A 14,760-nucleotide genomic window follows, 5' to 3' on the forward strand; every position below is an offset into this window, starting at 1 on the left:
ATGACATTATCTCTAGGTGGTTTATTTAAGCAGCAAGCGTTTATTAATGGTGAATGGGTAAATGCCTATTCAGGAAAACAGACTGTTGTTACTAATCCAGCGACAGCTGAAGTTATTGGCAATGTTCCTTTGATGGGGGTTGAAGAAACGCGCGTAGCTATCGACGGTGCTGATAAAGCATATCGGCAATGGGCAAAAACAACAGCAAAATATAAAGCAACGGTATTACGTCAATGGTATGAACTTATTATTGATAATACTACTGAGTTAGCCACTATTTTGACGTTAGAACAAGGTAAGCCACTTAATGAAGCTAAAGGTGAAATTGCGTATGCTGCAAGCTTTATTGAGTGGTATGCCGAAGAAGCAAAGCGTATGAATGGTGAAATAATTCCAAGTCATAAAGCGGATGCGCGTATTTTAGTTTCACGTCAACCTATTGGTGTTGTTGCCGCTATTACGCCTTGGAATTTTCCTGCAGCAATGATCACGCGTAAATGTGGACCTGCATTTGCAGCAGGTTGTGCCGTAGTATTGAAACCTGCGCCTGATACCCCTTTTACGGCATTAGCATTTGCAGCACTAGCACAAGAAGCGGGTATTCCTGATGGTTTATTCAGTGTTGTAACGGGTGATGCGGTTAAAATTGGTGCTGAATTAACCGGTAATAAAAAAGTTAAAAAGATCTCTTTCACCGGTTCTACGGCGATTGGTAAGTTGTTGATGGCACAAGCTGCTGCGAGTGTTAAAAAAGTATCATTAGAATTAGGCGGCAATGCACCATTTATTATATTCGATGATGCTGATATTGATCGTGCGATTGATGGTGTAATGATCGCTAAATTTCGTAATGCAGGTCAAACTTGCGTCTGTGCTAACCGTATTTATGTCCATAATAGTATTTATGACCAATTTATTGATAAATTGCGTCAGCAGGTTGCGTTATTGAAAGTTGGCAATGGTATTGATGATGGAGTCACTATGGGTCCATTAATTAATCGTGCGGCAGTTGAAAAAGTAGAACGTCATATACATGATGCAATGCTAAAAGGAGCTCGCTTAGTTTTAGGCAGTCAACAAATATCAAATAATTGTTTTATTATGCCGACAATTATTCGAGATGTTCACGATGACATGCTGGTTGCAACGGAAGAAACGTTTGGTCCATTGGCGGCTATTTTCAGCTTTAGTGATGATCAAGAGGTTATTGAACGCGCTAATAATACAGATTCAGGATTAGCTGCCTATATCTATACACAATCGCTAGCACGTGCATTTAATGTTAGTGAAGCATTGGAGTATGGAATGGTGGGTGTCAATGAAGGTCTTATTTCTACTGAACTTGCTCCTTTTGGTGGTGTTAAAGAATCGGGATTAGGTCGCGAAGGGGCACATCAAGGGTTAGAAGAATATACTGAAATGAAATATACCCTAATGGGGGGGATTTAATCTTATTATTGTTTTAGCTATATTCTTTTAAAAATAAAGCCCTTTTTAAGGGCTTTATTTTATTTCACGGAATGGTTGGTAAAATAAGAACGATAAGTTTATGGGATAACTTATCTAATTTTATGGGTTAATTGCTTTACGATATAGAATATAGACTTATAAGTTGTTTAGTTTAGTTTCTAGGTAGAGTAAAGTGAAATTATAAAATTTTGACATTTTGTTAAAATAATTAATGATGAATAGTGAATCCAGTGCTATTGGAAATAGCAGCGTATAAATACGTAATTACTGGAAAAGGGAGAGTGAAAATATGTTACCTGCATTAACCTATCAAAGTAGTATTGATAATGTTGTACTATCATATTTAACCGCATTATCTGATGCTGGATTTCAAGGCGATATTGAACAAAGCTATGCCAGTCGATTAGCGGTTGCAACTGATAATAGTATCTACCAACAGTTACCTCAAGCAGTTGTATTACCTCGTAATATTGATGATCTTATTCTTATTGGTAAAATAGGTTGTCATGATGATTATCAAGGCGTTACATTTTCTCCTCGCGGCGGCGGCACAGGTACAAATGGTCAATCACTAACATCAGGAATTGTGGTTGATCTTTCCCGTTATTTAAATCAAATAGTAGACATTAATATAGCTGAAGGTTGGGTACGCGTTCAAAGCGGCGTGATTAAAGATCAGCTTAATGATGCCCTGCGTCCGTATGGTTATTTTTTCTCCCCTGATCTTTCAACCAGTAATCGCGCTACGATAGGTGGAATGATTAATACTGATGCTTCTGGACAAGGCTCACTGAAATACGGCAAAACTTCAGATCATGTTTTATTATTGACTGCGGTATTAGTTGATGGCTCGGTACTTAATACTGAGCCATTGAGTTCGGTACAATTAGAGGAGTTAGATCAGGGCGTATTTATTAATAATGCCTTGCAAACAACCGCTCAAGTTTGTCGGAATAAACGGCAACAAATAGTCGATAAATTTCCAAAACTGAATCGATTTCTTACCGGTTATGATTTAAAAAATGTCTATGATAAACAACTTCAACAATTTGATCTTGCGCGCTTATTATGTGGATCAGAGGGATCTTTAGCTTTTATCGTAGAGGCTAAATTAAATATTACACCGATTCCAAAGTCTCGTACTTTAGTGAATATCAAATATGATAGTTTTGATTCGGCATTACGTAATGCGCCTATGATGGTTGATGCACTTGCATTGTCAGTTGAAACCATCGACTCCAAAGTTTTGAATTTAGCAAAACAAGATATTGTTTGGAATACGGTTGAACGTTTATTGGCTGATATACCAGGGAAAACCATGCTAGGTATTAACATGGTGGAGTATGCCAGTAATGATATTACAGAGAATCAACAACATGTTACGGCATTATGCCAACAACTTGATCAATTAATTGCCAAGCAACAAGCCGGTATTATCGGTTATCAAGTGTGTGATGATTTAGCCAGTATTCAAAAAATGTATACTATGCGAAAAAAAGCCGTGGGGTTATTAGGTGCAGCAAAAGGCACTAAAAAGCCGCTCGCATTTGCTGAAGATACTTGTGTACCTCCTGAAAATTTGGCTGACTTTATTGCTGAGTTTAGACAGTTATTGGATGATAAAGCGCTTAATTACGGCATGTTTGGTCATGTTGATGCAGGTGTTTTACATGTTCGTCCGGCATTAGATATGTGTGATCCTCAACAAGAATTGTTAATGAAAGAAATTTCAGATCAGGTAGTTACATTAGTTGCTAAATACGGTGGTCTAATGTGGGGTGAACACGGCAAAGGATTCCGCTCTGAATATGGTCCTGCTTTTTTTGGTGAGGAATTATTCACAGAGTTACGCCGTATTAAAGCTGCGTTTGATCCACATAACCGAATGAACCCAGGTAAAATTTGTACTCCACTGGGTAATGACAGTGAATTAGTAAAAGTCGATAGTGTGAAACGGGGTTTCTATGATCGTCAAATAGCCGTTACTACGCGTGATAGCTTTAAACAAGCCATGGAATGTAACGGAAATGGGTTGTGTTTTAATTATGACACCAGCTCGCCAATGTGTCCCTCAATGAAGATCTCTGCTGATCGTCGTCATTCACCTAAAGGCCGTGCAGGGTTAGTACGTGAATGGTTAAGACAACTTGCTGAGCAAGGGATCAATGCTGATGAGTTAGAGCAGCAGTTATTGATGACATCTCCAACAATCAAACAGATTATTGAACGCTTAAAAAACACCTATGGTTCCGCTCGTCATCAGTATGATTTTTCACATGAGGTTATGGAAGCAATGAATGGTTGTTTAGCATGTAAAGCGTGTGCTAGTCAGTGTCCGATTAAGGTCGATGTACCTAGCTTTCGTTCTCGATTTATGAATATTTATTACAGTCGCTATCAGCGACCGGCAAAAGATTATTTAGTCGCATATGTTGAAAATGTTTTACCATTAATGGCTAAAGCGCCAGTGATCGTTAATAGTCTTATTCGTCCACAATGGTCGAAAAAGCTGACGGTAAACGCCATTGGTTATGTTGATATGCCATTATTATCAGTACCAACGTTAATCGAAAGCCTTGATGGCCATCATGCGCTATGTTTTGACATGCAATGGCTACAAGCACTATCAGATCACGAACGTCAAAATTATGTATTAATCGTTCAAGATCCATTTACCAGCTTTTATGATGCACAGGTTATACGTGACTTTATTCATTTAATTGAAAAGTTAGGTAAAAAGCCAATTTTGTTGCCATTTAAACCAAATGGTAAAGCACAACATGTTAAAGGTTTTCTAAAGGCCTTTGCAAAAACGGCAACGTCAACAGCTGATTTTTTAAATCAATTAGCGGTGCTTGATATTCCGATGGTTGGTGTTGATCCTGCACTGGTACTGTGTTATCGCGATGAATATGCTGAGGTGTTGCAGCAACGTAGAGGAAAATTTACGGTGCTAACCGCACATGAATGGCTTTTATCATTATTACAACAAGTGCCTCAAAGACCAGTATTAAATGCTAAACCATGGTATTTGTTTGCCCACTGTACTGAAAAAACCAAACTCCCTAATGCAGAAAAGCAGTGGGGAGCTATTTTTACGCACTTTGGCGGTATTATGAAATCGGTGCCTGTGGGATGTTGTGGAATGGCAGGTACATTTGGTCATGAAAGCGATAAATTAGAATCGTCAAAGAGCGTATTTAATTTAAGTTGGAAAGAGAACATTGATCAGTATGATACCACTCGCTGTATGGCAACAGGTTATTCATGTCGAAGTCAAGTGAAGCGACTGGAACATATTCAATTTAAACATCCGGTGCAGGTGTTGTTGCAGTTAGTCGATATCTAAATTTGGTATGCATAAATATTTTTAAATTATGAGCAACACAAAGGCGAGCTTAATGATTAAGCTCGCCTTTTATATTCAATATGCGTTTAAAAACTTAACTAACAGAGCGGTATTCATTATCAGGGCATAACCAGCGATATACAACACCCGCAATTACGGCGCCAATAAGTGGTGCTACCCAGAACATCCATAGTTGTGATGTTGCCCAGTCACCAACAAATAATGCTGGGCCTGTACTACGGGCAGGGTTAACTGATGTATTTGTGACGGGAATGCTAATTAAGTGAATTAGTGTTAATGCAAGACCGATAGCAAGACCTGCCATTTGTGGTGAGGCTAGCTTATGTGTTGCGCCTAAAATTACGAATAAGAACATGAATGTCATTACAACTTCAGTAACAAATGCTGATAATAAAGAGTAATGACCAGGAGAGTGGGCACCGTAACCGTTAGAAGCAAAGCCATTTGCAAGGTCAAAACCAGCTTGACCACTTGCAATAATATAAAGCACACCAGCACCAGCAATACCGCCTAATACTTGTGACGCAATGTAAGGAATAACATCACTTGTAGGGAAGCGACCGCCAGCCCATAAACCAACAGTAACTGCAGGGTTTAAATGACAACCTGAGATATGACCAATTGCGTATGCCATTGTTACAACCGTTAGACCAAATGCCAGTGCAACACCTAAAAAGCCAATACCTAAATCAGGATATGCTGCCGCTAATACTGCGCTACCACAACCACCCAATACTAACCAACCGGTACCGATAAATTCGGCAACTAATTTTCTCATCATAAAGCTTATTCCTTTTAAATTACGATTTCAGAGTACGTTATTACATATTATATTAGGTCGTTTTCGTAATAGCGGTATGTACCATTATTGAAGCTAGTATGAGACGAACTTAATTTAAGGCGCACATAGTGAATTAAAAACGCTGTACAAACTAGCGGGCAATTGAAAATTTAATTATAAATTATGTTATTAAATAATAATTTATTCTCATCGATATTGAGTGCTAGTGGAATATTTACTTATAGATGTGAATAATTCTAGTAATAGATAGCTTTTTCTTGAGTCTATTTATCAGGATTTTAGATATTACTCTTTAAATGCAATTATTTTATAAACTCATGTCGATGCTCTATTTATATGGAGACGAATGATGTCGTGAATGTGAATATTGAGAATTAATCACTTTCATCGAATAAATACGTTTCTAATTGTTGTGATAACCATTTTACAACAGTGCCGCGTCGAGCCTCATTTTCAACAACTTCACCATATGATTGCCAATTCATTGCTCGATTATATTTAATTACTTTAAGGGTTCCTTCTCGTAAATGTTGCTTAATCAAAATGGCGGGTAATGATGACCAACCTGTTTGATCAAGTACGGCATCACGTAAATGTTCATAAAAAGATAAAGCAATATATTTACCTGCTTTAGGGGTTACGATCCGTAAGCTTTCTTCATCAAAATACGCGACCGCAATTTCAGTATAACGTTCGAGATCGGCATCATTTACTTTTCGAAGTTGACTTAAAGGGTGGTCTTTATGAGCAACAGACATCATTCGTATTTGACCCAGATCTGTTTGTTGTAATCGTGAAAAAATATGTGTATTAGGTAATAAACCATAAGCAACATCAACAAGATTTTGTGCCACCATTTCTTCTAATTCTTGGGTTGGGGCACTGTAAATAGAAACACTTGTCTGAGGAAATTGAATACGTATTTGACGTAATAACTGTCGCCATAATGATTCTGGTAATGAATCATCACGAGCAATACGAATGCTAGCTTCTACACCAATATTATATTGTTCACAGCGAGTGTGAATATCTCTGGCAATAAGAATTATACGCTCAAAGTCATTAACCGTTGCTTCTCCGATAACTGTTGGTGTGATGCGATTACCGCTACGGTTTAAAAGTTCAACACCTAAGGTATCTTCTAATGCACTTAATGATGCACTAACAGTGGTGCGACTTTTTCCATGACGGCGAGCAGCTTCGGCAATTGAGCCTGTTTTTATAGTTGATAGAAACATTTCAATTTGAGCTATTTTCATTGATGGTACCGATAGATTAAAAAGAGTGGTCTAAGAATAGGTAATTGCATTTTTTAGCGACGATAAAGTTGGCGCTCAGTGATTATAGTATTAATAGAAGTGATTGTATCATCTCATTAGTTTCATAATTTAATAAAAAAACGACGAAAAATTTGTCGATTGAGGCCTATATGTCTAGTTCAATGCAACAAGAGCGCGGTTTACTCCTGTTGTCTACCGTGTCATCGTTTACTTTTGCTATTTTAGGGATTGTACTTGGATCGCTAGTTGGTTCGTTAGTGATCATTTTTGATGGAGCATATTCTTTAGTAAGTTTGGCGTTAACCATGCTGTCTTTGGGGGCTGCGCATTATCTTCATAAACCTGAAATAAATAAAGATAGTTCGCAAGTCGCAATGATAGCGCCGGCTGTTATTACGATTAAAGGGTCAGTGATTGCTTTAATGTGTATGTGGTCTTTTTATTCGGCTGTTGAAGCGGTTTTAGCTGGTGGTCGTGATATTAATGCAGGTGTGGCTTTAGCTTTTGGTATGATCAGTGTCGTGGGGTGTTATGGCACATATCGTTATATCAAAATCAAAAGTCAAAATATCTCATCAGTATTAGCAGATGCTGAAGCCAAACAGTGGGTTATGGATACAGTGATCAGTGCTGCTGTATTAATGGGTTTCGTTGTCGCAAAAGTATTGATGATGACACAATATGCGCATTTGGCGGTTTATGCAGATCCTACAATGGTAATTCTAGCATCTATTTATTTTATTATCGTTCCTGTCAAAATGGTACGTCAAGCCGTAGGTGAACTTATAGACATTTATAACCATTCAAATCTTGTTCATGCTCAGCATATAAAATAAATCCTGATTACCACTATTTAACAGCCACTGTTAAATTATCTCCTATACTTTAAGATATTGAAGTATAGGAGTGACGTTATGCCTAAGAATTCAATCCAATTTCAGAAAGGCTTTTCTATACCCGAATTTATGCAAATGTATGGGACAGAAATTCAATGTAGAGAGCGTTTATTTAATATTCGATGGAAAAATGGTTACGTTTGCCCTACCTGTGCTTCTAAAAGTTATTGTGAACTTAAATCGCGGTCATTATATCAATGTAATAAGTGTCACCATCAGACATCATTGACGGCAGGTACTTTATTTTCCCATTCAAAATTACCGTTAACTACTTGGTTTTTAGCTATTTATCTCATCACACAAGATAAAAACAGTATTTCAGCATTAGAGCTAAAGCGTAAATTAGGGGTTTCTTATAACGCAGCATGGCGAATAAAACATAAGCTCATGCAAGTGATGAAAGAGCATGATGATAATCGAAAGTTAGGCAATATCGTGCAATTGGATGATGCATATATTGGAGGTAAACAAAAAGGAAAGCGAGGACGTGGTGCCAAAGGTAAAACACCTTTTGTATCAGCGATCTCTTTGAATGAAGAAGGTCATCCTATTTATATGCGGCTAAGTGTTGTTTCTTGTTTTAAAAAACAAGAAATTACAGATTGGGCTAAAAAGCATTTACAAGAAAAAACGTTAGTCATATCAGATGGTTTACCCTGTTTTAATGGTCTGTTAGCAGCAGATATTATTCATGGTTCATTACCAAAAAATGGTAAAGAACTTCACCAATATGAAGCTGCATTTTATTGGGTCGATACCATGATTGGTAACGTTAAAAATTCGATAAAAGGGACATATCACGCAATTAGAGAAAAGCATATTCCTCGTTATCTTGGTGAATTCTGTTTTCGATTTAATTATCGGTTTCGAGTTGAAGATATATTCAATACGCTAATTAAATGTGGTGCAAAATCACCACCGATGCCAGAGAAATTATTAACGCTGGCTGAGTCTCGGTGGTAATCAGGAAATAAATTCAATAAAAACGAAGGCCAGCATATATTGTTGGCCTTTTTTTAAAAAGCACTAACGTTCAAGAAGTAAGGTACTTTCAATTTCTCGATAATACTGTGCTGTATTAATTAAAGATGTCGCGGTTAAGCCTGGAACACCATAAACTTCAACGGTGGTATTATATTTGGTTTGTACTTTATCAACTAATAAATCAAAATCACCGTCGCCAGATAATAAAATAATCCGATCAGCATCAGCAGCATGTTCTAAAACATCAATTGTAATTCCAACATCCCAGTCACCTTTTGCAGAGCCATCACTACGCTGAATAAACGGTTTTAATTTAACTTCAAATCCAATTCCGCGTAGGATATTTTGAAATTGACGTTGTTTTTCATCCCCTTTATGAATGGCATAAGCATAAGCCGCAATAATTTCTCGACCTTGTGATACTTCAGCCCAAAAAGCATTGTAATCAAAGTTACAATGATATTTTTCTTTAACGGTGTAATAGATGTTTTGGACATCGACAAAAATAGCAACTTTTTCCACGAGAATCCTAAAGAGTTTAAATAACCAGTCTGTTATGGTGGACAAACTGGTTATACATTACAACTATTATTAAATAAATAATCATGTGTATGACTATTATTGCTATTTATTCTTATTCGCTGATGGTTGATTAATATTTCCGTTACGTAATGTTTGTAATACCTGTTCTTTTGGTCCATCAGCAATAATATGGCCATGTTCCATGACGATTAAGCGATCAACAACATCTAACATTCCTGTTTTATGGGTGATAAGAATTAACGTCTCATCTTGCTTCATTTGACGTAATTGCTGCTTAATATACATTTCTGAACGATTATCCATACTACTTGTGGGTTCATCCATAATTAGTACTGGCGGTTGGCTAAGAAATGCACGTGCAATAGCGATTGCTTGACGCTGGCCGCCAGATAAAGCATGTCCACCTTCCCCCACTTGTTTTTCTAAACCAGCAGTATCATGCTGAGTAAATGCTGTAACTCCCGCACGCTCAGCTGCCAGTAAGATTTCTTTATCTGTCGCTAAAGGACGTCCAAGTATGATGTTGTCGCGAATAGACCCAAAAAATAGTGTGATATCTTGTGGAACACAGCCAATATTATGTCTAATATCAATATTATGTAATTGATTTATATCTGTATCATCAATACGAACAGAGCCTTGTTGTGGCTGATATAATCCCATTAATATACGTTCAAGACTGGTTTTTCCTGAGCCTATACGGCCTATAATCGCCACTTTTTCACCAGGATTAATCGTAACATTAATATTTTTTAAGGCTGGCTGTGTGGCATTAGGATAAGAAAATGTGACGTCATTAAATTCTATTTTTCCGCGAATGATTGGACGATGAATATAACGTTTACCATCTTCTTGTTCTAATGGCATTGACATTAATTGTTCAATAATTGTCATTGCAGATTTTGCTTGATTATACCGAGTTGATAATAAAGCAAGTTGTATCATAGGGCCGACAGCACGGCCACTTAGCATTGTTGATGCGATTAATCCGCCCATGGTTAACTCGCCATTAGCGATTAAATAAACACCAACAACAATCATGGCAACAGAAACAAATTGTTGTAAAAACCCTGCAGTATTTTGAACTGAATCTGTTAAACGACGAGATTTTAAACCCCAATTTGAAATATGAGTAACAGCCTCTTCCCAGCGATATTGAAATTGACTTTGAGCGCCAAACATTTTAATGGTTTCTAAACCAGATAAGCTTTCAATAAGGTTGGCGTGTTTCTGAGATGCTAAGCGAGAGCCTTCTTCAATAGTACGACGTAGTGGTCGTTGAATGAGAAAGCTATAAATCACTAAAATTAATACTGCAATTAATGGGACTAACGCTAAAGGTCCCGCCATTACATATATTATTAATAAAAAAAGTAGCGCGAACGGTAAATCGATCAGTGATGAAACTGTTGCTGATGTGAAAAATTCACGGATTGATTCAAATTCTTGTAAATGTCGAGCAAAAGCACCAACAGATGCTGGTTTTGCTTCCATTCTTATTCCCATCACTCGACTGTATATTTTAGCTGAAAGTAGAACGTCTGATTTTTTACCTGCTAAATCAATAAAATAACTTCTTAATAATTTTAAGATAAAATCAAAAATAAATATAATAGTAATACCGACTGCAAGAACCCATAAAGAATCAAAAGCAAGGTTAGGTACAATTTTATCGTAGACTAAGCGAGTAAATAACGGTGCGGCAATCGCGAATATATTGATTAAAATTGAAGCAATAAAGACGTCACGATAAATACTGCGTGATTCCCACAAAGTGCTCCAAAACCAGTGCCCATCGCGGTTTTTTAATATTTCAGGAGAACGTTCATCGTAACGAAAACGTTTCTTTATTAAGAATAAATGACCACTGTATTGCGCATTTAATTCATTAATATTAATCCATTGCTCAGAAGCCTCGTTTTGAGGGAGAACAACTTCAGCTTCACCCTTTTCTTTATCAATACTGAGGATAACACAAGCATCGCCACCTTTTAGTATGGCAATAACAGGAAATAATAGGGGTGACAACTTATCGAGCGTTAATTGTGTCTGTTTGGCCTGAAGCCCCGCCTTTTCTGCTGCTCGAGGTAATAAAAATGGAGTCAGTAAACCATCAGTGAGAGGCAGATCTGCAATTAAAGCATCTGGTGAATTCGCTTGGCCGTAGAAACGACTAATATAACTAAGTGATTGAAGTAAAGGGTCTTTCATGTTATTTCTCATTAATTAACTGAGCGGTGACATAACCTTGGAAACCTTGAACTTTTAGCTGTGTTAATTTATCTTTTTGTTCAATAGTTTCCACACGAGAGGCAATAGTGAGAATGGAAAGATTATGAGCACTACGAGTTATGGATTCTAAAGCATCCATTTTTACTTGATCATCTAATTGTGATGTATAAGCAAAATCTAGTTTTACGTAACTAGGTCGTAATTTATTAAGGTAGCCTAGAGAGCTAAAATTGTGACCATAATTATCGATACCGAATTGGAACCCATTTTTACGAATAATGTCACAAAGTAAACTGGTGTTATTGATATTTTTAATAAAGCAAATTTCAGGTAATTCAAATAAAACAGATTTTTTCATTTGAGAATTAGATTGAAGTTTACTGTTAAGCCAACGAATAAAACCCGTATCATTAATACTGCTTTGGGTAATATTTATTGCGACAGGTACTGATTTTGTTTGCTTGGTTAATTGGTTAAAAATAGTATCAATGATATAGCAGTCAAATTTTGTTCCTTCATTCAGTTTTTCAATGGCAGATAGAAATTGACCCGCATTAAATTGTTGGTGACCTTTTTTTATATAGGCAAACATTTCTTTATGAATTAAGCCATTATGTACATTAATTGCTTTTTGAAAAGTGAAATGAATAAGATTATTTGCAATTGCTTCATCAACCAATGTTTTCCATTGCTGTTTACCCATTGCTGGTATGGTTTTTTTATCATTAATTTCTAATAAAGCGATAGGCTCTTTAATTTGTTGGCGTGCTTTATTTACAGCATTGTCAGCATGAGCAAGCAATGCTGTTATTGTTAGAGTATCTGAACACATAACAATACCAACAGCCGCTTGGATAGGGGCAATACCTAGAGGATCTGAGTTAAGTTCTGCTGCCATGTTCAGCATGGATCGGGCTGTATCCATAAGATCATCTTCGGAGGCATTAGGTGCAATAAGCATAAATTCTGATTGGTTTAGACGAGCGATGGTCACATTATCTGTAGAAAGCTCTTTTAGATGATCAGTCAGTTTTTGTACTAACATATCACCATTTTCATAACCTGATTGTTGGTAGCTATCTTCAATCGCATCAGATTTTAATAGAATAATACCGCCAGTAGGTTTATCTAATAACCATAACTTTAGGTTCGTCATTAAGTAACTACGGTTAGCTAAGCCGGATACGGGATCTTGGTAGGCACGAATACGCAACATATCAGCTTCTTGAGCTTGCTGTTCAAAATGTTGTTGTAATTGAGTATTCATTGAATTAAAAGCAATAACGAGATCGAATAATTCACGAGTATGAGGTGTAGGCAAAGGATCAGTAAAATGGTTTTGTGCTATTTCCTGTGCACTTTTTTGAATTTGTTTTAATGGTCGTAATACTTTATTGAGTACTAAGGATAAGATAATCGCAGTTAATAATAGACAGGACATAAAACCAAGTACAAGCTGAACCGTTGCCTTCCACAATTGAATATAGGCTGGGATCGGGCTACTAGTGACTGTTAAATTTGCGAGTTGTAACCAGCCACTGGTTAAGGTCGTTGTTTGTGTTATTGCTTCAATATGGATTATTGATTGAAACCAATCAGGAATATTATCTATTCTTTGTGGATATTGGCGAAGGATCTCTTTTTTAGAGTCTAATAATGTCAGTTTTACTTGGCTATAATAACCCGAATCAAAGGTGGCATTGATAACAGACTCAGCAGCAATAAAATCTTTATCTTTGATGTAAGGAGATAAAGAAAATCCGATGGAGTTAACAACATTGTTAAGCTCTGTTGATTGTTGTTCAATTAAATAATTTTTAGTGGTGTTAAATTGAATTAAAAACACAGCGCTGGTTAGCAAAAATAATACAACTAGCATCCACAGTAAAAGTTGTCGGTAAAGGGTCATTATAATTTACCTATTAAAAAGTATGTCGTGGTCGATTTAGTTTGATGTTTTGTGAACGATTACGTAAATCATTCCAAAGACTTAAACGTGAAGCATTTCCTGCTACTTGTCCCTGTCCTTTTTGTTTCATTAGCCATAACTTGCTACCATTAAAACTGTATATTGGTAATAAATCTTTACGCTGGGAAGCAGGTAAAATCTCTCCGTTGAGATTATCTAGGACGAAGGGTATCGCTGATGGTGTTGGATAATAAGTTACAACCATATGGAATTGATTAAGTTCAAGTGCTTTTACATATACTAATCTGAGCTTGTTATCATCAATACCAAGTTTAAGTAACGTTTTATATTTAGCAATACTAAAATCCTCACAATCGCCAGCGCCTGTGCCAATAAATTCGTAAGGTGTTGCCCAGTAATCTTCTTTCCCCCATAGTTTTTGATCGCTAATAAAGACAAATTGATTAAAAAAATCATTAACAGCTTTAAGCTTTTGAGGCTCAGTTAAATGCTGTGATTTTTGGATAAGTTTACGCCAAGCGAGGGCTCGTTTTCCTGCACGCTCACCATAAAATTGTTTTATTTTTTCTATTTGGTACATGTTATTAGCAGCAGATACATTCACTGCTAATAACATGCAAATTAGCCATAAGATTATTTTTTTCAATAGTTATTATCTGCTTAGTTTTCACGAACGGTATATATGGACCATTCTTTTACGATATTTTCTTGAGATCCGACAACTTGCGCTATCACTCGGCGACTCAGTGTATTACTTTCTTCTATATCATAAGCGGCAACAGGATCGCTGTCACCAAAGCCAACAGTTTTAATTCGAGAAGGTGCAATACCTTCATTAATTAATGCCTGACGGATAACACTTGCACGACGTTTTGATAAGGAAATATTGTAAGCGGTATTACCCACAGGGCTAGCATATCCTTTAAGTTCAATATGAGTTTTGGGATATTTTACCAAGAATTTGCTCATATTTTTGATATTTTGCATATAATTTTCAGGAATTTCTGAAGAGTCATTTGCAAATAATATATGAATCCCATTTTGTTCTGAGCTATCAATATAAGTTGGGCAGCCATTATTATCGACAACAGCATCAATAGGTGTTTTGGGACAATGATCTCGTTGGTTAATTACACCATCACTGTCGTTATCAAATAAATTTTTAGTTTGCTTGGCGATGGGGGGAGTAGGCACTGAAAGTGAGCAACCAAATAATGATAGTGCGAGTAATCCAATAATTGTGTATTTCATGT

Annotated in this window: 11 protein-coding genes; 4 read left to right on the plus strand and 7 right to left on the minus strand. The window is 36.6% G+C overall.

Annotated features, from left to right (window positions below; translation table 11 throughout):
- Entirely contained in the window at positions 1-1,449 is a 1,449-nt protein-coding gene (locus OC457_RS05240) for an NAD-dependent succinate-semialdehyde dehydrogenase (protein ID WP_080173679.1), read from the plus strand.
- A 310-nt stretch (positions 1,450-1,759) separates the two neighbouring features.
- Positions 1,760-4,819 (plus strand): D-2-hydroxyglutarate dehydrogenase YdiJ, encoded by a 3,060-nt coding sequence (gene ydiJ / locus OC457_RS05245; protein WP_080173681.1) that lies wholly within the window; start codon positions 1,760-1,762, stop codon positions 4,817-4,819.
- Positions 4,820-4,913: 94 nt separating this feature from the next.
- Here ydiJ and aqpZ read toward each other — a convergent pair whose 3' ends face one another.
- A complete protein-coding gene (gene aqpZ / locus OC457_RS05250) occupies positions 4,914-5,618 on the minus strand; it encodes an aquaporin Z (RefSeq protein WP_210436061.1) in 705 nt (234 codons plus the stop codon).
- Between the two features lie 398 nt (positions 5,619-6,016).
- On the minus strand, positions 6,017-6,901 hold the full coding sequence (locus OC457_RS05255) for a LysR family transcriptional regulator (RefSeq protein ID WP_080173684.1): 885 nt from the start codon (positions 6,899-6,901) through the stop codon (positions 6,017-6,019).
- A gap of 170 nt (positions 6,902-7,071) precedes the next feature.
- On the opposite strand from OC457_RS05255, the gene OC457_RS05260 reads away from it, so the two are divergent.
- Complete coding sequence (locus OC457_RS05260) at positions 7,072-7,758, plus strand: cation transporter (RefSeq protein WP_080173685.1); 687 nt, start codon at positions 7,072-7,074, stop codon at positions 7,756-7,758.
- Between the two features lie 78 nt (positions 7,759-7,836).
- Positions 7,837-8,781, plus strand: coding sequence for an IS1595-like element ISPma1 family transposase (locus OC457_RS05265; RefSeq protein ID WP_080176628.1), 945 nt, complete (start codon positions 7,837-7,839; stop codon positions 8,779-8,781).
- Between the two features lie 63 nt (positions 8,782-8,844).
- On the opposite strand, the gene OC457_RS05270 is transcribed toward OC457_RS05265, so the two are convergent.
- From OC457_RS05270 to OC457_RS05290, 5 genes are all read right to left on the minus strand, one after another.
- Complete coding sequence (locus OC457_RS05270) at positions 8,845-9,324, minus strand: LabA-like NYN domain-containing protein (protein WP_080175849.1); 480 nt, start codon at positions 9,322-9,324, stop codon at positions 8,845-8,847.
- Between the two features lie 102 nt (positions 9,325-9,426).
- Positions 9,427-11,556, minus strand: a complete 2,130-nt coding sequence (locus tag OC457_RS05275) for a type I secretion system permease/ATPase (RefSeq protein WP_080175848.1) — start codon at positions 11,554-11,556, stop codon at positions 9,427-9,429.
- A 1-nt stretch (position 11,557) separates the two neighbouring features.
- Positions 11,558-13,486: a bifunctional diguanylate cyclase/phosphodiesterase gene (locus tag OC457_RS05280; protein ID WP_080175847.1), complete on the minus strand. Its 1,929-nt coding sequence runs from the start codon at positions 13,484-13,486 to the stop codon at positions 11,558-11,560.
- A gap of 13 nt (positions 13,487-13,499) precedes the next feature.
- Entirely contained in the window at positions 13,500-14,123 is a 624-nt protein-coding gene (locus OC457_RS05285; RefSeq protein WP_080175846.1) for a transglutaminase-like cysteine peptidase, read from the minus strand.
- Between the two features lie 44 nt (positions 14,124-14,167).
- Entirely contained in the window at positions 14,168-14,758 is a 591-nt protein-coding gene (locus OC457_RS05290; protein ID WP_080175845.1) for an OmpA family protein, read from the minus strand.
- Positions 14,759-14,760: the final 2 nt, after the last annotated feature.

This window comes from Photobacterium toruni, assembly GCF_024529955.1.
GTDB lineage: Bacteria > Pseudomonadota > Gammaproteobacteria > Enterobacterales > Vibrionaceae > Photobacterium > Photobacterium toruni.

What these genes read in the sequence shown, in the direction of transcription:
- OC457_RS05260 (WP_080173685.1), top strand. Translation starts at nt 7,072, where the DNA reads ATGTCTAGTTCAATGCAACAAGAGCGCGGTTTACTCCTGTTGTCTACC.
- OC457_RS05255 (WP_080173684.1), bottom strand. Translation starts at nt 6,901, where the DNA reads ATGAAAATAGCTCAAATTGAAATGTTTCTATCAACTATAAAAACAGGC.
- OC457_RS05280 (WP_080175847.1), bottom strand. Translation starts at nt 13,486, where the DNA reads ATGACCCTTTACCGACAACTTTTACTGTGGATGCTAGTTGTATTATTT.
- OC457_RS05265 (WP_080176628.1), top strand. Translation starts at nt 7,837, where the DNA reads ATGCCTAAGAATTCAATCCAATTTCAGAAAGGCTTTTCTATACCCGAA.
- ydiJ (WP_080173681.1), top strand. Translation starts at nt 1,760, where the DNA reads ATGTTACCTGCATTAACCTATCAAAGTAGTATTGATAATGTTGTACTA.
- OC457_RS05240 (WP_080173679.1), top strand. Translation starts at nt 1, where the DNA reads ATGACATTATCTCTAGGTGGTTTATTTAAGCAGCAAGCGTTTATTAAT.
- OC457_RS05275 (WP_080175848.1), bottom strand. Translation starts at nt 11,556, where the DNA reads ATGAAAGACCCTTTACTTCAATCACTTAGTTATATTAGTCGTTTCTAC.
- OC457_RS05290 (WP_080175845.1), bottom strand. Translation starts at nt 14,758, where the DNA reads ATGAAATACACAATTATTGGATTACTCGCACTATCATTATTTGGTTGC.
- OC457_RS05285 (WP_080175846.1), bottom strand. Translation starts at nt 14,123, where the DNA reads ATGTTATTAGCAGTGAATGTATCTGCTGCTAATAACATGTACCAAATA.
- aqpZ (WP_210436061.1), bottom strand. Translation starts at nt 5,618, where the DNA reads ATGAGAAAATTAGTTGCCGAATTTATCGGTACCGGTTGGTTAGTATTG.